Annotated in this window: 16 protein-coding genes and 1 pseudogene; 16 read left to right on the top strand and 1 reads right to left on the bottom strand. The window is 64.3% G+C overall.

Translation table 11 applies throughout. From position 1 onward, the window contains the following. Positions 1 to 30 precede the first annotated feature (30 nt). Both B3P22_RS06095 and orn read left to right on the top strand, forming a co-directional pair. Positions 31 to 840 carry a class I SAM-dependent methyltransferase gene (locus B3P22_RS06095; RefSeq protein ID WP_296270341.1) on the top strand — a complete coding sequence of 270 codons (810 nt, stop codon included), beginning with the start codon at positions 31 to 33 and terminating at the stop codon, positions 838 to 840. Between the two features lie 16 nt (positions 841 to 856). Continuing rightward, on the top strand, positions 857 to 1,399 hold the full coding sequence (gene orn / locus B3P22_RS06090; RefSeq protein ID WP_197857042.1) for an oligoribonuclease: 543 nt from the start codon (positions 857 to 859) through the stop codon (positions 1,397 to 1,399). An 87-nt stretch (positions 1,400 to 1,486) separates the two neighbouring features. On the opposite strand, the gene queG is transcribed toward orn, so the two are convergent. Further along, positions 1,487 to 2,551, bottom strand: coding sequence for a tRNA epoxyqueuosine(34) reductase QueG (gene queG / locus B3P22_RS06085; RefSeq protein ID WP_296270340.1), 1,065 nt, complete (start codon positions 2,549 to 2,551; stop codon positions 1,487 to 1,489). 61 nt (positions 2,552 to 2,612) lie between these two features. On the opposite strand from queG, the gene B3P22_RS06080 reads away from it, so the two are divergent. The 14 genes and pseudogenes from B3P22_RS06080 (at position 2,613) to B3P22_RS23820 (ending at position 17,741) form a co-directional block, all read left to right on the top strand. Then, a complete protein-coding gene (locus tag B3P22_RS06080) occupies positions 2,613 to 4,112 on the top strand; it encodes an NAD(P)H-hydrate dehydratase (RefSeq protein WP_296270339.1) in 1,500 nt (499 codons plus the stop codon). Next, positions 4,100 to 4,567: a tRNA (adenosine(37)-N6)-threonylcarbamoyltransferase complex ATPase subunit type 1 TsaE gene (gene tsaE, locus B3P22_RS06075; RefSeq protein WP_296270338.1), complete on the top strand. Its 468-nt coding sequence runs from the start codon at positions 4,100 to 4,102 to the stop codon at positions 4,565 to 4,567. The genes B3P22_RS06080 and tsaE overlap by 13 nt, the downstream gene beginning before the upstream one ends. A gap of 10 nt (positions 4,568 to 4,577) precedes the next feature. After that, positions 4,578 to 6,005: an N-acetylmuramoyl-L-alanine amidase gene (locus B3P22_RS06070; protein WP_296270337.1), complete on the top strand. Its 1,428-nt coding sequence runs from the start codon at positions 4,578 to 4,580 to the stop codon at positions 6,003 to 6,005. Then, on the top strand, positions 6,005 to 7,885 hold the full coding sequence (mutL, locus tag B3P22_RS06065) for a DNA mismatch repair endonuclease MutL (RefSeq protein ID WP_296270336.1): 1,881 nt from the start codon (positions 6,005 to 6,007) through the stop codon (positions 7,883 to 7,885). Before B3P22_RS06070 ends, mutL begins: the two co-directional genes overlap by 1 nt. Before the next feature lie 53 nt (positions 7,886 to 7,938). Beyond that, positions 7,939 to 8,910 carry a tRNA (adenosine(37)-N6)-dimethylallyltransferase MiaA gene (gene miaA / locus B3P22_RS06060; protein WP_296270335.1) on the top strand — a complete coding sequence of 324 codons (972 nt, stop codon included), beginning with the start codon at positions 7,939 to 7,941 and terminating at the stop codon, positions 8,908 to 8,910. Between the two features lie 101 nt (positions 8,911 to 9,011). Next, positions 9,012 to 9,272 (top strand): RNA chaperone Hfq, encoded by a 261-nt coding sequence (hfq, locus tag B3P22_RS06055; protein ID WP_275545401.1) that lies wholly within the window; start codon positions 9,012 to 9,014, stop codon positions 9,270 to 9,272. A 13-nt stretch (positions 9,273 to 9,285) separates the two neighbouring features. Then, positions 9,286 to 10,587 (top strand): ribosome rescue GTPase HflX, encoded by a 1,302-nt coding sequence (gene hflX, locus B3P22_RS06050; RefSeq protein ID WP_197857050.1) that lies wholly within the window; start codon positions 9,286 to 9,288, stop codon positions 10,585 to 10,587. A 97-nt stretch (positions 10,588 to 10,684) separates the two neighbouring features. Continuing rightward, positions 10,685 to 11,851, top strand: coding sequence for an FtsH protease activity modulator HflK (gene hflK, locus B3P22_RS06045; protein ID WP_197857051.1), 1,167 nt, complete (start codon positions 10,685 to 10,687; stop codon positions 11,849 to 11,851). Beyond that, a complete protein-coding gene (gene hflC / locus B3P22_RS06040) occupies positions 11,851 to 12,720 on the top strand; it encodes a protease modulator HflC (RefSeq protein WP_197857052.1) in 870 nt (289 codons plus the stop codon). The genes hflK and hflC overlap by 1 nt, the downstream gene beginning before the upstream one ends. Before the next feature lie 105 nt (positions 12,721 to 12,825). Beyond that, positions 12,826 to 13,011, top strand: coding sequence for a DUF2065 domain-containing protein (locus B3P22_RS06035; protein WP_013713860.1), 186 nt, complete (start codon positions 12,826 to 12,828; stop codon positions 13,009 to 13,011). Between the two features lie 37 nt (positions 13,012 to 13,048). Further along, the gene (locus B3P22_RS06030) at positions 13,049 to 14,236 is read left to right on the top strand and encodes an ATP phosphoribosyltransferase regulatory subunit (protein WP_296270334.1); all 1,188 of its coding nucleotides are present in this window, start codon (positions 13,049 to 13,051) and stop codon (positions 14,234 to 14,236) included. A gap of 57 nt (positions 14,237 to 14,293) precedes the next feature. Further along, entirely contained in the window at positions 14,294 to 15,589 is a 1,296-nt protein-coding gene (locus B3P22_RS06025; protein WP_275545399.1) for an adenylosuccinate synthase, read from the top strand. Positions 15,590 to 15,824: 235 nt separating this feature from the next. Continuing rightward, positions 15,825 to 16,883 (top strand): annotated as a pseudogene (locus tag B3P22_RS23825) (HAMP domain-containing protein); the annotation flags it as partial. Beyond that, positions 16,857 to 17,741 (top strand): methyl-accepting chemotaxis protein, encoded by an 885-nt coding sequence (locus B3P22_RS23820; RefSeq protein WP_419096419.1) that lies wholly within the window; start codon positions 16,857 to 16,859, stop codon positions 17,739 to 17,741. The pseudogene B3P22_RS23825 and the gene B3P22_RS23820, both read left to right, overlap by 27 nt. The last annotated feature ends 145 nt before the right edge of the window (positions 17,742 to 17,886 follow it).

The following is a 17,886-nucleotide window of genomic DNA, read 5'->3' as shown; positions in this document are numbered from 1 at the left end:
CATTCGGCTGCCGGAAGCGGGGGGCAGGGAATGACGACTGGCGGGGAAAGAACGGTGCTGCGGCTGCCTGTGTTGCGCGCGCTCCTGGCGCAAAGCCTGGCCGTGGCGCTGGTGGTGGTGCTGGTGTATCTGCTGGCGCTGCTGCCCTGGCGCATGTCGCTGTTTTCCGTCGCTCTGCTGCAGGGCGTGCTGGCCGCTGCCATAGGCTGGCGCCTGGGATTGTCGCGCTGGTGGTTGTGTATCAACCTGGCGTTCCTGCCGACACTGTTGCTGGTGCAGCGCGCCGACTTGCCAGCCTGGCTGTTCCTGCTGGGCTTCGTGCTGTTACTGCTGGTCAACTGGAACAGCCTGCGTGAGCAGGTGCCGCTGTACTTGAGTGGGCGCAAGGCGCAGCAACGTCTGCAGCAGTGCTTGAGCGAGTTGGAACCGACGCTGCGTTTCGTCGACCTTGGTTGTGGTACGGCAGGGACGTTGCTGCAGTTGGCTCGGCAGTTTCCCCGTGGGCATTTCGTTGGCGTCGAAACGGCGCCGCTGCTCTTTCTTCTTGCCTGGCTACGTTGTCTGTTTCAGGAGAACTGCCATGTACACTATCGCAGTCTGTGGCAAACCACTCTGGGTGATTTCGACGTGGTCTACTGTTTTTTGTCGCCAGTGCCAATGCCGCGGCTGTGGGCCAAGGCGCAAGCCGAAATGCGCGCCGGTAGCTGGCTGATCAGCAATACCTTCGAGATTCCCGGCGTGCCGGCTGAACGGCTGCTGGCGATCAACGAGGGGCGACAGACCTCGTTGCTTGTCTGGCAGATCAAGGACGCGCCGATATCCGCTAGAATTGGCACCTGAGCCAAGGAGCCTAACCATGCAAAACCCCGATAACCTGATCTGGATCGATCTGGAAATGACCGGCCTGGAGCCGGAGCGCGACGTGATCATCGAGATGGCCACCATCGTCACCGACAGCGAGCTGAACGTGCTGGCCGAAGGCCCCGTGATCGCCATTCACCAGAGCGACGAGGCTTTGGCCGGCATGGACGAATGGAACACCCGCACCCATGGCCAGAGCGGCCTGACCCAGCGCGTGCGCGAGAGCCAGATCGACACGGCGGCGGCCGAGGCGCAGACCATCGCCTTTCTCGAACAGTGGGTGCCGAAGGGCAAGTCGCCGATCTGCGGCAACAGCATCGGCCAGGATCGCCGCTTCCTCTACAAGTACATGCCGGCGCTGGAAGCCTACTTCCACTACCGCTATCTGGACGTCTCGACCCTGAAGATCCTCGCCGGCATGTGGGCGCCGGAGGTCAAGGACAGCTTCCAGAAAACCGCCACGCACCAGGCGCTGGACGATATCCGCGAATCCATCGCCGAACTGCGCCACTATCGCGAGCATTTCCTCAAGGTGTAAATCAGCCACTCCGGCGTGCCGCGCGAGCGCCGTAGCCCGGATGCAATCCGGGGAAACGGGCGACGCTACTCCCGGATTTCATCCGGGCTACAGGGCGCAGTGTCGCTGCAATGCCCACTGCACATGCTCGCGTACCAGTTCCGATGGGTGCTCGCGGCGCGCGTTCAGAGCCTGCAGCACCGGGATGGTCGAGGGCGCATTGCCCAGGCCGACTGCCAGGTTGCGCAGCCAGCGCTCGTAGCCAGCGCGGCGTAGCGGCGAGCCCTCGGTGCGGCTGAGAAATTCTTCTTCCGTCCACATGAACAGTTCGGCCAGGGAGCTGTTGTCCAGGCCGTGGCGCGGCTGAAAGTCGCCCTGCTCGGTGGGCCGGGCGAAGCGATTCCAGGGGCAGACGATCTGGCAGTCGTCGCAGCCGAACACCCGGTTGCCGATGGGCGCGCGCAGTTCCACCGGGATGGCGCCTTTGAGCTCGATGGTCAGGTAGGAGATGCAGCGTCGTGCATCCAACTGGTAAGGGCCGGCGAAGGCTGCGGTGGGGCAGATGTCCATGCAGGCGCTGCAGCGCCCGCAGTGCTCGCTGCCATGCGCCGCATCGACCGGCAGCGGCAGGTCGACGAACAGCTCGCCGAGAAAGAAATAGCTGCCGGCCTTGCGATTGAGCACTAGAGTGTTCTTGCCGATCCAGCCCAGGCCGGCCTTCTCGGCAATGGCCTTTTCCAGTACCGGCGCGCTGTCGACGAAGGCGCGATAACCGAACGGGCCGATCTGCTGCTGGATGCGTTCGGCCAGTTGTTGCAGGCGTTTGCGGATCAGCTTGTGGTAATCGCGGCCCAGCGCGTAGCGCGACACGTAGGCTTGTTCCGGCTCGCTCAGGCGCTGGGCCATCTGCGTATCGCCAGGCAGATAGTCCATGCGCAGCGACACCACGCGCAGCGTGCCGGGCACCAGTTCCTGCGGGCGCGAGCGCTTGTCGCCGTGGGCGGCCATGTAGTCCATCTCGCCCTGGTAGCCAGCCGCCAGCCAGCGCTTGAGGTGCGCCTCATGCTCGCCCAACTCGACATCGGTAATGCCGACTTGCTGGAAGCCCAGCTCGCGCCCCCAGTCCTTGATGGACAGGACCAGCGCATCGAGATCGAGAGTTTGGTCGGACATGGGGCGGGCGCAGGCGGTGGAGGTGCGTATAATTCTGCCAGACATCCGTCGCGAGCGAGCCATGCATTCACTTTCCGCCTCTTTGCCTTTGAGCCTGCATAGCGCCGAACAGGTGCGTGCACTCGATGCGCAGCTGATCGCCGCCGGTACGCCGGGTTTCGAGCTGATGCAGCGCGCCGCCCATGGCGCCTGGCGTGCCTTGCGTCGTCGCTGGCCGGATGCGGGCGAAATCACCGTCCTCGCCGGGCGCGGCAACAATGCCGGTGATGGCTATCTGCTCGCTGTCCTGGCGCAACGCGCCGGTTGGGGTGTGCGGGTCTTGGCCGTCGGCGATCCTGCCGCGCTGGTTGGCGACGCCGCCCTGGCTTGCGCCGATGCCAGGCAGGCAGGTGTAGATATTTTGCCTTGGAGCGAGTGCGCGCCTTTGGCCGGTGTCGTGGTCGATGCGCTGCTCGGCACGGGGCTTACCGGCGCGGTGCGTGAGCCTTACGCCCAGGCGATCCGCCTGCTCAATCAGAGCGGCCTGCCGGTGCTCGCCGTGGATATTCCCTCCGGTTTGCACGCCGACAGCGGCGCGTGCGTGGGCGTGGCGGTGCGCGCCGACCTGACCGTGACCTTCATCGCGCTCAAGCTGGGTCTTTTCACGGGGCTAGGCCCCGAGCTGTGTGGCGAGCTGCAGTTCGATGACCTGCAGGGCGATGCGCAGCTGCTGGCAGCGGCTCCCTGTGCTGCACAATTGCTCGATCCCGCCAACCTGCCGCGGCTTGCGGCGCGCTCGCCGGTGGCGCACAAGGGGCAGTTCGGCCACCTGCTGGTGATCGGTGGCGATCTGGGCATGGGCGGCGCCGCGTTGCTCAGTGCCGACAGCGCCCTACGAGCCGGCGCTGGCCTGGTGTCGCTCGCGACGCGTGCCGAGCACGTCGCCGCGGCCCTGGTGCGCCGACCTGAAATCATGTGCGCGGCGGTGGCTTCGGCCAATCAGTTGCTGGCGCTGGTCGAGCGCGCCGATGTTTGCGTGGTTGGACCGGGGCTGGGCCAGGCCGCCTGGGGGCGTAGCCTGCTGTCTGGCGTATCGGGCCGCGAGCAGCCGCAGGTATGGGATGCCGACGCGCTGAATCTGCTCGCCGCTGGTCAGGTCGCAGCACCACGTCAGGGTGTGCTGACGCCGCATCCGGGCGAGGCGGCGCGCTTGCTGGGCATCGACACGGCGGCGTTGCAGGCCGACCGGCCCGCCGCTGCGCGGGCTCTGGCGCAGCGTTTTGGTCTGGTGGTCGTGCTCAAGGGCGCTGGTAGCCTGGTCGCGTCGCCGGACGGGCGTCTGGCGTTGTGCAATCGCGGCCATCCGGCGATGGCCGGGGCGGGTTTGGGCGACGTTCTGGCCGGGTTGATCGGCGCGCTGCTGGCGCAGGGCATGGCGCCCTTTGAAGCCGCCTGCCTGGCGGTCTGGTTGCACGCGCGGGCCGGCGAAACGCTGGCCGTGCTGGGGCGTGGGCTGGCTGCCGGTGATCTGTCCGGCGCCATTCGTCAGTTGCTGGAGGAGTTGTGTCCGTGTGTGAAGTGAAGCTCGAAGCAGCCGACGAGGCCGCGATGCTGACATTGGGTGCGTCGATTGCCGAGGTCAGCGGCGGTGTGGGCACCATCTATCTGCACGGAGACCTGGGCGCCGGCAAGACCACCCTGTCACGCGGCATTCTGCGCGGCCTGGGCCATGCCGGTGCGGTCAAGAGTCCGACCTTCACCCTGGTCGAGCCTTATGAAATCGGCGAGGTGCGCGCCTTTCATTTCGACCTCTACCGCCTGGTCGATCCGGAGGAACTGGAGTTTCTCGGCATCCGCGACTACTTCGAAGGGAATGCCTTGTGCCTGATCGAATGGCCGCAGCGTGGCGCGGGCGTTTTGCCAAAGCCCGACCTGGACATTACCATTACCCCTCAAGCGAGCGGCCGCTTGCTGTTGCTGCAGGGGCATGGGGCTCGAGGGGAGGCCTGGTGCAAAGCCCTGAGCGGCAAGGAGTGAACAAGAATCGATGGGGTTGGTTATGCGCATAGGCGCGCTGGTTACCGCTGTGGGGATATTGTTGGCGGCTCTGGCTGCCGAGGCGTTGGCTGCCTCCGATGTACGGAGCGTGCGCCTATGGCGTGCCCCGGACAATACCCGCCTGGTCTTCGATCTGTCCGGCCCGGTGCAGCACAACGTGTTCACTCTGACGGCACCCAACCGCATCGTCATCGACGTCAGTGGCGCCAAGTTGGCCACCGGTTTCGATCAGCTTTCTCTGGGCAACACGCCGATTACCGGCGTGCGCTCGGCTCAGCGCAGCGCCGAGGAACTGCGCGTGGTCATCGACCTGTCGGCACCGGTGTCGCCCAAGAGCTTCACCCTGGCGCCCAACCAGCAATATGGCCATCGCCTTGTCGTTGACCTGTTCGATCAGGGCAGTGCGCCGTCCGCGACGCAGGCGCCCAGCGTCGCTGCCAGCGCGCCGCCCGTGCCGGTCACCCCGACCCAGCCTCCGCCCAAGCTGACGCCCGTACCCAATGGCAAGCGTGACATTGTGATCGCGATCGACGCCGGCCACGGTGGTGAGGACCCGGGCGCGCTGTCGCCAGTCAAGGGACAGTATGAAAAGCACGTAACCCTGGCCATCTCCAAGGAGCTGCAGCGGCAGATCAATGCCGAGAAGGGTTTCCGTGGTGAGCTAGTGCGCACCGGCGACTATTTCATCCCGTTGCGCAAGCGCACCGAGATCGCGCGCAAGAAGGGCGCCGATCTGTTCGTCTCGATTCATGCCGATGCCGCGCCGCGCTCCTCGGCCTTCGGTGCCTCGGTCTATGCGCTGTCCGAGCGCGGCGCGACCTCCGAGACCGCGCGCTGGCTGGCCGATGCCGAGAACCAGTCGGACCTGATCGGTGGCGCCGGCAACGTCAGCCTCGACGACAAGGACAAGATGCTCGCCGGTGTGCTGCTGGATCTGTCGATGACCGCATCGCTGTCCTCCAGCCTCAACGTCGGTCAGAAAGTGCTGTCGAACATGGGCGGCATCACGCCGCTGCACAAGCGTCGTGTGGAACAGGCGGGCTTCATGGTGTTGAAGTCGCCTGACATCCCCTCGATCCTCGTGGAAACCGGGTTCATTTCCAATCCCAACGAGGCGAAGAAGCTGCACACCGCCAGCCACCAGCAGGCCCTGGCGCGCTCGATCACCTCTGGCGTCAAGCAGTTCTTCCACGAAAATCCGCCGCCCGGCACCTACGTCGCCTGGCTGCGTGATGAAGGCAAGATCGCCGCAGGCCCGCGCGAGCACGTGGTTGCCCGTGGCGAAAGCCTGGCGCTGATCGCCCAGCGCTATCAGATCAGCCTGGCTGCCCTGCGCAGTGCCAACAAGCTCAATGGCGACGTGATCAAGGTCGGCCAGACATTGCAGATACCCGCCACGTCCCTGGCCGCCCAGTAGTGAGTGTCATGTCCCGTATTCATTTGCTCAGCCCGCGCCTGGCTAACCAGATCGCTGCAGGCGAGGTAGTCGAGCGCCCGGCTTCGGTGGCCAAGGAGCTGCTGGAAAACAGCTTGGACTCCGGTGCCCGGCGCATCGACGTCGAGGTCGAGCAGGGCGGCATCAAGCTGCTCAAGGTGCGTGATGATGGCCGCGGCATTGCCGCCGACGACTTGCCGCTGGCCCTGGCGCGTCACGCCACCAGCAAGATTCGCGAGCTCGAAGATCTGGAAGCCGTGCTCAGCATGGGCTTTCGCGGCGAGGCGCTGGCGTCGATCAGCTCGGTATCGCGCCTGACCCTGACCTCGCGCACGGCTGACGCCGATCAGGCCTGGCAGGTGGAAACCGAAGGGCGCGACATGGAGCCGCGCGTGCAGCCCGCCGCGCATCCGGTGGGCACTTCGGTGGAAGTGCGTGACCTGTTCTTCAATACCCCCGCGCGGCGCAAGTTCCTGCGCGCCGAGAAAACCGAATTCGATCACCTGCAAGAAGTGATCAAGCGCCTGGCGCTGGCGCGCTTCGATATTGGCTTCCACTTGCGGCACAACGGCAAGACCGTCCTCAGCCTGCACGAGGCGGGTGACGAGATCAGCCGTGCGCGCCGCGTCGCCTCGGTCTGCGGCCCGGCCTTCCTGGAGCAGGCGCTGCCGATCGAGATCGAGCGCAGCGGCCTGCGCTTGTGGGGCTGGGTTGGCTTGCCGACCTTCTCGCGCAGCCAGGCGGATCTGCAGTACTTCTACGTCAATGGCCGCATGGTGCGCGACAAGCTTGTCGCCCACGCGGTGCGCCAGGCCTACCGCGACGTGCTGTTCAATGGTCGCCATCCGACTTTCGTGCTGTTCCTGGAGATCGATCCGACGACGGTGGACGTCAACGTCCACCCGACCAAGCATGAAGTACGCTTTCGTGACAGCCGCATGGTCCATGACTTCCTCTACGGTACGCTGCATCGTGCGCTGGCCGATGTGCGCCCGGAAGATCAGGTTGCGGCGCCGGCAGCCGTATCGCCCATGCTGCGCCCGACGGGCCTGGCCGCAGGCGAGTTCGGCCCGCAGGGCGAAATGGGCCTGGCCGCCAGCGTGCTGGAAACGCCCGTGGCCAATCCGCAGCCGGCCTGGCGTGGCGCCGGGGCTGGCTATCAGCAACCGGTCAGCAATCCCGGCGTGCCAGCCGGCGAAGCTCAGGCAGCCTACCGTGAGTACTTTTCGCCGCTGCCGACCGCTCAGCTTCAGTCCATGCCGCAGGAGCAGGGCGACATTCCGCCGCTCGGTTACGCCGTAGCGCAGCTCAAGGGCGTTTATATTCTCGCCGAGAATGCCCAGGGCATGGTGGTGGTGGATATGCATGCAGCCCATGAGCGCATCACCTATGAGCGCCTGAAGCAGGCCATGGCCAGCGAGGGCCTGCGCGGTCAGCCGCTGCTGGTGCCGGAGTCCATCGCCCTCAGTCAACGCGAGGCGGACTGCGCCGAGGAGCATGGCGAGTGGTTCCAGCGCCTGGGCTTCGAGCTGCAGCGTCTGGGCGAGGAAAGCGTGGCGATCCGGCAGATTCCGGCCCTGCTCAAGCAGGCCGAGGCCACTCAACTGGTGCGCGACGTATTGGCCGACCTGCTGGAGTACGGCACCAGTGATCGTATCCAGGCGCACCTCAACGAGCTGCTGGCAACCATGGCCTGTCACGGCGCAGTACGCGCCAATCGGCGCCTGACCATTCCCGAAATGAACGGCCTGCTGCGCGACATGGAGCAGACCGAGCGCAGCGGTCAGTGCAACCATGGGCGACCGACCTGGACACAACTGAGCATGGATCAGCTCGACAAGCTGTTCATGCGCGGCCAGTAATTGAGTGAGGCCCTGAGTCAAGGGCTCCCCGTTTCCGTTTTCGAGCCATGCCGATGTCTTCGCTTCCTCCTGCAATCTTCCTGATGGGGCCGACCGCCGCCGGCAAGACCGACCTGGCCCTAGAGCTGGCGCGCGTGTTGCCCTGCGACCTGATCAGTGTGGATTCGGCATTGATCTATCGCGGCATGGATATCGGCACGGCCAAGCCAGAGCGCGCCATTCTCGATGAGTTTCCCCACGCCCTGATCGATATCCGTGACCCGGCCGAGAGCTATTCGGCGGCCGAATTTCGCACCGACGCGCTGGTGGCCATGGCCGAGAGTGCGGCGCGTGGCCGTATTCCGCTGCTGGTCGGGGGCACCATGCTCTATTACAAGGCGCTGCTGGAAGGGCTGGCCGATATGCCCAGTGCCGATCCGGCAATACGTGCCGAGCTGGAGGCGCGCGCGCTGGCAGAAGGTTGGGAGGTGCTGCATCGTGAGCTGGCGACGGTCGATCCGGAGTCCGCGGCGCGCATCCATCCCAACGATCCGCAGCGCCTGACTCGGGCGCTGGAGGTCTATCGCGTCAGTGGCCTGAGCATGACCGAGCATCGCCGGCGCCAGGCTGCAGGAAATCCCGATACGGGCACATCGGGCACCGGACAATTACCCTATACTGTTGCTCAGCTTGCTATCGCACCGGCGCAGCGTCAGATTTTGCACGACCGCATCGCTCAACGATTTCGGGCGATGCTGGAACAGGGTTTCGTAGAAGAGGTCGAAGCCCTGCGTATCCGAAGTGACTTGCACGCGGGATTGCCGTCTATTAGGGCGGTAGGCTATCGCCAGGTATGGGAATACCTCGATGGTGAGCTTTCCCGGGACGAAATGGTCGAGCGCGGCATCATCGCCACTCGCCAGTTGGCCAAGCGGCAGTTCACCTGGCTACGAGGTTGGGACGGTTTGCACTGGCTCGATAGTCTGGCCTGCGACAATCTGTCTCGCGCCTTGAAATACCTGGAAAGCGTCTCCATATTGAAATGAGACCTTGCCGCTGGCCGTCTATCCTTGGGGGTGAGGCGGTCTGAAGCTATTGTTTACTTACTAAAATTATTGAAAATTGATCCTCGAAAGGAGTGCGGCACATGTCAAAAGGGCATTCGCTACAAGACCCTTACCTGAATACCCTGCGTAAGGAACGCGTCCCTGTTTCCATTTATCTGGTCAACGGCATCAAGCTGCAGGGCCAGATCGAGTCCTTCGACCAGTTCGTCATCCTGCTGAAGAACACCGTCAGCCAGATGGTCTACAAACACGCCATTTCTACCGTCGTCCCCAGCCGTCCGGTGCGTCTGCCGAGCGCTGGCGATTCCGAGCAGGCCGATGGCGAGTCGGGTAACGCCTAAGTAGGGGGTCGCATTGTTCTTCGAGCGTCATGAGGGCGGTGAGCGGGCCATCCTGGTTCATCTGGAAGGCCAAGACTCCGAGGCGAGCGAAGATCCCCAGGAGTTCCAGGAGCTGGCCATGTCGGCAGGTGCCGATATGGCCGCTTTCTTTTGCGTGCCCAGCAGCCGCCTGACTGCCAAGTTCCTGATCGGCAGTGGCAAGGTCGAGGAGCTGCGCGATCAGGTCAAGGCCGTCGAGGCCGATCTGGTCATCTTCAATCACACTCTGACGCCCAGCCAGGAGCGCAACCTCGAGCGCGCCTTCGAGTGTCGTGTGCTCGATCGCACCGGCTTGATCCTCGATATCTTCGCCCAGCGCGCCCGCACTCACGAAGGCAAGCTGCAGGTGGAGCTGGCTCAGCTCGACCATATGAGCACGCGTCTGGTGCGCGGCTGGACTCACCTCGAGCGGCAAAAGGGTGGTATCGGCCTGCGCGGCCCGGGCGAAACCCAGCTGGAAACCGACCGCCGCTTGCTGCGCGTGCGCATTCGGCAGATCAAGCAGAAGCTGGAAAAGGTGCGCAGCCAGCGAGAGCAGGCGCGTCGCGGGCGCAAGCGCGCGGATATCCCGTCGGTTTCCCTGGTGGGTTACACCAACGCCGGCAAGTCCACCCTGTTCAATGCCCTGACCACTTCCGAGGTGTATGCGGCCGACCAGCTGTTCGCCACCCTTGATCCGACCTTGCGCCGCCTGGAACTCGATGACCTCGGTCCGATCGTCCTGGCCGATACCGTGGGCTTCATTCGCCACCTGCCGCACAAGCTGGTCGAGGCCTTCCGCGCTACGCTGGAAGAGTCGAGCAACTCCGACTTGCTGCTGCACGTGATCGATGCCCATGAGCCCGAGCGCATGGCGCAGATCGAGCAGGTGCAGGAAGTGCTCAAGGAGATCGGCGCGAACGAGCTGCCGATGCTTGAGGTATACAACAAGCTGGATTTGTTGGAAGGTGTCGAGCCGCAGATCCAGCGCGACGGTGACGGCAAGCCGGTTCGTGTCTGGCTGTCGGCGCGTGAAGGGCGTGGTCTGGAGTTGTTGCGACAGGCCGTGGCAGAGCTGTTGGGCGAGGATTTGTTCGTCGCCACGCTGCAGTTGCCGCAGCGTCTGGGAAGGCTGCGTGCGCAGTTCTTCGCCTTGGGTGCGGTGCAGAGTGAAGAGCACGATGAGCAGGGTCATAGCTTGCTGTCGGTACGTTTGCCGCGAGTCGAGCTCAATCGTTTGGTGAGTCGCGAGGGGTTGGAGCCTCAAGCCTTTATCGAGCAACATACTTTGCAATAAAGCCTGCAGTGGCGGCTTTGCCGTCACCCTTGGGCTTTGGGTAGCATTGGCCGGCGCGCCGTGGGCGCGCCTTCGCTTTATCAGTACGGAGAACGCTATGGCTTGGAATGAGCCGGGTGGCAACTCGAACAATCAAGACCCTTGGGGCGGCCGCAAAGGCGGTGGCCGGCAGGGCCCGCCGGATCTCGACGAAGCGTTCCGCAAGTTGCAAGAAAGCCTGAACGGGCTTTTCGGTGGCAAGAAACGTGGTGGCGACGATTCCGGCCGCAGCGGTGGCGGCGGTGGCTTCGGTCTGCTGTTCGTAGGCCTCGGCCTGTTGGCGGTGGTCTGGCTGTACAGCGCGATCTATGTGGTGGATGAGCAGGAGCAGGCCGTGGTGCTGCGCTTCGGCAAATACCACGAGACCGTTGGTCCGGGCCTGAACATCTACTTCCCGCCGATTGATCGCAAGTTCCAGGAAAACGTCACGCGTGAGCGCGCCTACAGCAAGCAGGGCGCCATGCTGACCGAGGACGAGAACATCATCGAGGTGCCGCTGACCGTGCAGTATCGCGTGAGCAACCTGCAGGACTTCGTGCTCAACGTCGACCAGCCGGAAGTCAGCCTGCAGCATGCCACCGACAGCGCTGTGCGCCATGTCGTGGGCTCCACCGAGATGGACCAGGTGCTGACCGAAGGTCGTGAGCTGATGGCCAGCGAAGTGCGCGAGCGTCTGCAGCGTTTCCTCGACAACTACCGCACCGGTATTACCATCACCCAGGTGAACATCCAGAGCGCTGCTGCGCCGCGTGAAGTTCAGGAAGCCTTCGATGACGTGATCCGTGCCCGTGAAGACGAGCAGCGCGAGAAGAACCAGGCCGAGTCCTATGCCAATGGCGTGATTCCGGAAGCCCGTGGCCAGGCCCAGCGTCTGCTGGAGGAAGCCAACGGTTACCGTGATGAAGTCATCGCTCGCGCCCAGGGTGAGGCTGACCGCTTCACCAAGTTGGTCGCCGAGTATCGCAAGGCGCCGGAAGTTACTCGTGAACGTCTGTATCTGGACACCATGCAGGAAATGATGAGCAACACCAGCAAGGTTCTGGTCACTGGCGACAAGGGGCAGAACAACCTGCTCTATCTGCCGCTGGACAAGATGATCGACAGCCGTGGTGGTTCCTCTTCCTCCGGTTCGGCCAACAGCAGCAATACGACAACGCGTGATCCGGCCGTGCCGGTTAGCGGCGATCTGTCGCAGCGTAACCTGCGTACCCGGGAGGGCCGTTGATGAGCAACAAGTCCCTGATCGGCCTGATCGTGGCCGTGGTTCTGGCCCTGGTGGCATGGAATAGCTTCTACATCGTGGCGCAAACCGAGCGTGCGGTATTGCTGCAGTTCGGTCGTGTGGTCAATCCTGATGTGCAGCCTGGTCTGCATGTGAAGATTCCTTACGTCAACCAGGTGCGCATCTTCGATGGTCGCCTACTGACCCTGGATTCGACTTCCTCGCGCTTCCTGACCCTGGAGAAGAAGGCGCTGATGGTCGACGCCTATGCCAAGTGGCGGGTGAAGGATGCCGAGCGCTTCTATCAGTCCACCTCCGGCATGAAGCAGGTCGCCGACGAGCGCCTGGCGCGTCGTCTGGAAGCTTCGCTGCGTGACCAGTTCGGTAAGCGCACCCTGCACGAGTCGGTATCCGGCGAACGTGATGCGCTGATGGCTGACGTGACCGCTACCCTGAATCGTGCTGCCGAGCGCGAGCTGGGTATCGAAGTGGTCGACGTGCGAGTCAAGGCCATCGACCTGCCGCGTGAGGTCAACCGCAGCGTGTTCGAGCGCATGAGCACCGAGCGTGAGCGTGAAGCTCGCGAGCACCGCGCCAAGGGCCGTGAGCTGGCCGAAGGTATTCGCGCCGATGCCGACCGTCAGCGCCGTGTGCTGCTGGCCGAAGCCTATCGTGAAGCCGAAGAGCTGCGCGGTGATGGTGATGCCAGGGCTGCTTCCATCTACTCCCAGGCGTATGGGCAGGATCAGGAGTTCTACTCCTTCTACCGCAGCCTGCAGGCGTACCGCGAAAGCTTCGCTGACAAGCGTGATGTGCTGGTGCTGGACCCGAGTAGCGATTTCTTCCGCTACCTGGAAAAAGCCAAGCCTTGATCGGCAACCCTGGCGGCGCGATGCGTCGCCAGGGTGACCTCAGGGGAAAACGTGGTATGATGCGGCAGCCGGGAAAATCCCGGCTTTTTTGCGTCTGTGGGAATCATGTGGCAGGAACTCGGCATCGCACTGTGTCTGGTATTGGTGCTGGAAGGCATCCTGCCCTTCCTCTATCCGCGCCATTGGCGCGGGGCGGTATTGCAGGCAGCGCGTCTGCCCGACCGTCGACTGCGTCTTATGGGGCTGGCCAGCATGCTGCTGGGTACTGCTCTTCTATATCTGCTTCACTGAAGGCTTGTGCCGCCCGGATCGAGAGGGGAATGGCGAAATGGCAACGGTAGACCGCTGGCTGCTGCCAGATGGCATCGAAGAAGTACTGCCGCCGGAAGCGGCGCGCATCGAGGCGGCACGCCGCCAGGTGCTGGATCTGTTCCAACGTTGGGGTTACGAATTCGTCGTCACCCCCCATATCGAGTACCTGGAATCCCTGCTGACTGGCGCCGGCCAGGATCTCGACCTGCGCACCTTCAAGGTCACCGATCCGCTGTCTGGTCGGCAAATGGGCTTTCGTGCCGACATCACCCCGCAGGTGGCGCGTATCGATGCCCACACCCTGCGCCGTGAAGGCCCGAGTCGTCTGTGCTACGCCGGCAGCGTGCTGCACGCTCAGCCGCGCGCGCTGACCACCTCGCGCAGTCCCATCCAGCTGGGCGCCGAGCTCTATGGCGACGCCAGCCCGGCCAGCGATATCGAGGTGATCAGCCTGCTGGTCGAGACCCTCGAACTCGCTGCGGTGCCGGATGTGCACATGGACCTCGGTCATGTCGGCATCTATCGCGGCCTGGCGCGCGCCGCTGGTTTGTCCGGCGAAGCCGAGCAGCAGCTGTTCGATGCGCTGCAGCGCAAGGCCATGGATGAGATCGAGTCCCTGACCGCAGCGTTGCCGGCAGGTCTGGGCAGCATGCTGCGTTCGCTGGCCGAGCTGTGCGGCGGGCGCGAGGTGCTGGATCTGGCCCAGGCGGCACTGGTCGAGGCGCCGGATGCGGTGCATGCTGCGCTCGATGAACTGGTGGCCATCGCCGATGCGCTGGAGCTGCGTTATCCCGAGCTGCCGCTGTATTTCGACCTGGGCGAGCTGCGCGGCTACAACTATCACACCGGCGTGGTGTTCGCGGCGTTCGTGCCGGGCGAGGGCGGTGCCATCGCTCAGGGCGGCCGTTACGACGATACCGGTGCGGTGTTCGGTCGGGCTCGTCCGGCCACCGGCTTCTCCACTGACCTGAAGACCCTGGTGACCCTGGGGGATATGCGTCTGGATGAAACGATCAGCGGCGTCTGGGCGCCGGATAATCATGACCTCTATCTGTGGCAGGCTGTTCGTCGTCTGCGTGGTGAGGGTGAGCGCGTGGTACAGGCGCTACCCGGGCAGAGCGAGGCGGATGCGCGCGAAGCAGGCTGTGACCGTCTGCTGAGGCTGCGCGATGGACGTTGGCAGGTGGCGCCCCTGGCGTCCTGATTTCATTTTCGCCGGCCTGCGGTCGGCATCCAAGCTTGCGCGAAGAGGACCAGTATCATGGGTAAGAATGTCGTCGTCCTGGGCACCCAGTGGGGTGATGAGGGCAAGGGCAAGATCGTCGACCTGCTCACCGAGCAGGCCGCTGCAGTCGTGCGTTATCAGGGTGGCCACAACGCCGGCCACACCCTGGTGATCGACGGTGAGAAGACCGTCCTGCACCTGATTCCGTCCGGCATCCTGCGCGAAGGCGTCGAGTGCCTGATCGGTAACGGCGTGGTCGTGGCGCCCGACGCGCTGCTGCGCGAAATCACCAAGCTGGAAGACAAGGGCGTGCCGGTGCGCGAGCGCCTGCGTATCAGCCCGGCCTGCCCGCTGATCCTGTCCTACCACGTGGCGCTGGACCAGGCGCGCGAGAAAGCCCGTGGCGATGCCAAGATCGGCACCACTGGTCGTGGTATCGGCCCGGCCTACGAAGACAAGGTCGCGCGTCGTGGGCTGCGTGTTGGTGACCTGTTCCATCGCGAGCGTTTCGCCGCCAAGCTGGGCGAGCTGCTGGACTACCACAACTTCCAGCTGGTCAATTTCTACAAGGAGCCGGCCATCGACTTCCAGAAGACTCTGGATGAGTGCATGGAGTACGCCGAGCTGCTCAGACCGATGATGACCGACGTCACTGCCGTGCTGCACGACTTGCGCCGCAGCGGCCGCGACATCATGTTCGAGGGTGCCCAGGGCTCGCTGCTGGATATCGACCACGGTACCTACCCCTACGTCACCAGCTCCAACACCACGGCCGGCGGTATCGCCACCGGCTCCGGTTTCGGCCCGCTGTACCTGGACTACATCCTGGGCATCACCAAGGCCTACACCACCCGCGTCGGTTCCGGTCCGTTCCCGACCGAGCTGTTCGACGATGTCGGCGCGACCCTGGCCAAGCGTGGCCATGAGTTCGGCTCCACTACTGGCCGTGCCCGTCGTTGCGGCTGGTTCGATGCCGTGATCCTGCGTCGTGCCATCGACGTCAACAGTATCTCCGGCATCTGCCTGACCAAGCTGGACGTGCTCGACGGCCTGGAGACCATCCGCATCTGCACCGGTTACAAGGATGCCAATGGCCAGGTACTGGTCGATGCGCCGACCGACGCCGACAGCTATATTGGCCTGCAGCCGGTGTACGAGGAAATGCCGGGCTGGAGCGAGTCCACTCTGGGCGCCAAGACCCTGGAAGACCTGCCGGCTGCTGCCCGTGCCTACATCAAGCGCGTGGAAGAGCTGGTCGGTGCGCCGATCGACATCATCTCCACCGGCCCGGACCGCAACGAGACCATCGTGCTGCGTCATCCGTTCGCCTGATCGCTGTTGAGCTGAAAGAGCCGCCTTCGGGCGGCTTTTTTGTGGCTGGCTGTTATCGCAGGTCGCTGGCATTGTTGTGTGAATCTGCAGCCATAATGCAGGCTCTCGTTGGTTTACTGCTGTCTGCTCCGTGGGTCGTGGGCACGCGCCTTGCTTGCACTCAACAAATCCCGGAAGTCGCCGTTATAACTGTTACGGTCGTTGAGGAGTGTCCCCAGTGTTTGCCATCGTTTCCATGTTGCGCAGCCGCCTGCTGCGCCCGGTGTTCGTCGCGCTTGGCCTGGCCATGTTGGTGCAGGTGGGGCTGGCGGTGTGGCTGATGAGGGCGTCGGTCGACGGCATGGTCGAGGACTTGGCTCAGCGCCTGGGCGGTGAAAGTCGCCGCCTGGGCGAGGAGTTGGGCATGGCCGAGCGCGAGATGAGCCAGGGGCTTGCGACGCTCGCGAGCAGTACGCATACGCGCCTGGGTGAGGGCCTTTCCGGCCAATTGAAGGACGAGCAGGCGCAACTGCGCGTGGTGCTGGAGGGTAATCTCAAGCAATCCGGTCAGGCGCTGGCGCAATTGTTGTCCGGTGTGGCGCCCAAGTCCATCTGGGATCTGGACATTCCGGCGCTCACCGCGCTTACCCGCATCGCCCAGCAGGACCCGGCGGTGCTGTTCGCCATCATCTACGACGCCGAAGGCAAGCGTTTGACGCGCAACTTCAACCGCAGCAATGCGCAGGTGCGCGAGTTGGTCGCGGCGGGGCAGGGCGACTCGCCGCTGGACAGATTGGTGGATGCCGCCTCGCGTGATTCGCGCGTCTATGTGGTCGAGGCCGACATCAATCCGATGGGGGCGTCGATCGGCAAGGTGCAGATGGGGTTGTCGCTGGATGTCGTCGAGCGTGAGCTGACTGCGCTCGATGGCCGCTTTGCGGCGCTGGTCAGTGGCGCCGGCGAGTTGGTCGACAGCAGCCTGGCGGGTGCTTCCGAGGAGGCGACCGGGGCGCTGCGCCAGCGCTTGCAATCTGCCGAGCGCTACACCCAGGAAATGGCACGCAACGGTGGTGAGTCGGTGCGTATCGCGGCGGATTCCCTGCGCTGGAACATTGCGCTGGGGGTGCTGGTGGTCGGTGCTCTGGCGATGCTGGTGGTGGCGTTGGTGCTGGGGTGGCGGGTGCTGAGTCGCTTGCGTCTGCTCAGTGCAGCGCTCAATGACCTGGCGGCGGGCGAGGGGGATCTGACGCGGCGCGTGAGCATCGACAGTCAGGACGAGGTCGGCGAGATGGCCGATGCCGTCAATCGCTTTATCGCCAAGCTTCAGCCCATCGTGCGTGAGTCGGGTGAAGTGGCCCTGCGTACCGGTGAGCAGATTCGCAGTCTGACCCAGCGTGGCGTGGCGGCCGAGGCGGCTGCCGGGCGTCAGCGCGACGAGGTGGCGGGCAGTCTGCAGGCGCTGGAGCGGATGGCTGACGAGGCGCAGTCGGAGAGCCAGTCGATGCAGGAAGCGTTGCAGCGCGTCGATAGCATTCGTCAGGCAGCGCACGAGAACGCTGCTATTGCGCAGCGCCTGTCGACCCTGATCGAAGGCCTGGTCGCGCGCGTGGCGGATGGCTCGGCGGTGATCGAACGCCTGGCCAAACAGAGCGAGCAGATCGAGGTGGTGCTGACGGTGATTCAGTCCATCGCCGAGCAGACCAATTTGCTGGCGCTCAATGCCGCCATCGAGGCGGCGCGCGCTGGCGAGAGCGGGCGAGGTTTCGCTGTGGTGGCTGACGAGGTGCGCGCGCTGGCGAGCAAGACCCAGCAGTCCACCGGCGATATCCAGACCCACATCGCAGCCCTGCAGCGTGGCGCGCAGGAGGCCGTAGCCGCTATCGCTCAGGCGGGCGCGCAAGGTGGCGAAGGCCTGCAGGTGCTGCGCGACAGTGCGCGCCTGCAACAGTCGGTGCAGCAGTCGGTCGACGAGGTGCATGGCGCCATCAATGCGGCGACGCAGGCGGCGGCCCATCAGGCCGAGGGCGCCGGCGCGGTACGTGGGCGCGTCGAGATCATCCACGCCGAGGCGCAGCGTGCGGCCGAGGCGGTGACGGCAATCGCGGGCAATGCGCGTGCACTGGACGAGCTGGCGGCGCAGCTCAAGGCCAGCCTGGGGCAGTTCAGGGTCTAGAGAGGATTGCTGTGGGAGCGAGCTCTGCTCGCGAAGCTTTTGCCTGGCAAGAGTTTGCGAGCAGAACTCGCGCCTGCGGTTTTCTCCAGACAATAAAAAACCGAGCCATTCGACTCGGTTTTTTGAAATTTGGTGCCCAGGAGAA

Origin of the sequence: Pseudomonas sp. UBA6323 (genome assembly GCF_002439135.1) — a bacterium.
Taxonomy (GTDB): Bacteria; Pseudomonadota; Gammaproteobacteria; order Pseudomonadales; family Pseudomonadaceae; genus Aquipseudomonas.
Note: the sequence above shows the minus strand (reverse complement) of the source record. Positions and strands in the feature narration are given on the sequence as shown.

Coding starts and splice junctions, on each gene's coding strand:
- B3P22_RS06095 (WP_296270341.1), top strand. CDS start 31: ATGACGACTGGCGGGGAAAGAACGGTGCTGCGGCTGCCTGTGTTGCGC.
- orn (WP_197857042.1), top strand. CDS start 857: ATGCAAAACCCCGATAACCTGATCTGGATCGATCTGGAAATGACCGGC.
- queG (WP_296270340.1), bottom strand. CDS start 2,551: ATGTCCGACCAAACTCTCGATCTCGATGCGCTGGTCCTGTCCATCAAG.
- B3P22_RS06080 (WP_296270339.1), top strand. CDS start 2,613: ATGCATTCACTTTCCGCCTCTTTGCCTTTGAGCCTGCATAGCGCCGAA.
- B3P22_RS06070 (WP_296270337.1), top strand. CDS start 4,578: ATGGGGTTGGTTATGCGCATAGGCGCGCTGGTTACCGCTGTGGGGATA.
- miaA (WP_296270335.1), top strand. CDS start 7,939: ATGTCTTCGCTTCCTCCTGCAATCTTCCTGATGGGGCCGACCGCCGCC.
- hfq (WP_275545401.1), top strand. CDS start 9,012: ATGTCAAAAGGGCATTCGCTACAAGACCCTTACCTGAATACCCTGCGT.
- hflK (WP_197857051.1), top strand. CDS start 10,685: ATGGCTTGGAATGAGCCGGGTGGCAACTCGAACAATCAAGACCCTTGG.
- hflC (WP_197857052.1), top strand. CDS start 11,851: ATGAGCAACAAGTCCCTGATCGGCCTGATCGTGGCCGTGGTTCTGGCC.
- B3P22_RS06035 (WP_013713860.1), top strand. CDS start 12,826: ATGTGGCAGGAACTCGGCATCGCACTGTGTCTGGTATTGGTGCTGGAA.
- B3P22_RS06030 (WP_296270334.1), top strand. CDS start 13,049: ATGGCAACGGTAGACCGCTGGCTGCTGCCAGATGGCATCGAAGAAGTA.
- B3P22_RS06025 (WP_275545399.1), top strand. CDS start 14,294: ATGGGTAAGAATGTCGTCGTCCTGGGCACCCAGTGGGGTGATGAGGGC.
- B3P22_RS23820 (WP_419096419.1), top strand. CDS start 16,857: ATGGCCGATGCCGTCAATCGCTTTATCGCCAAGCTTCAGCCCATCGTG.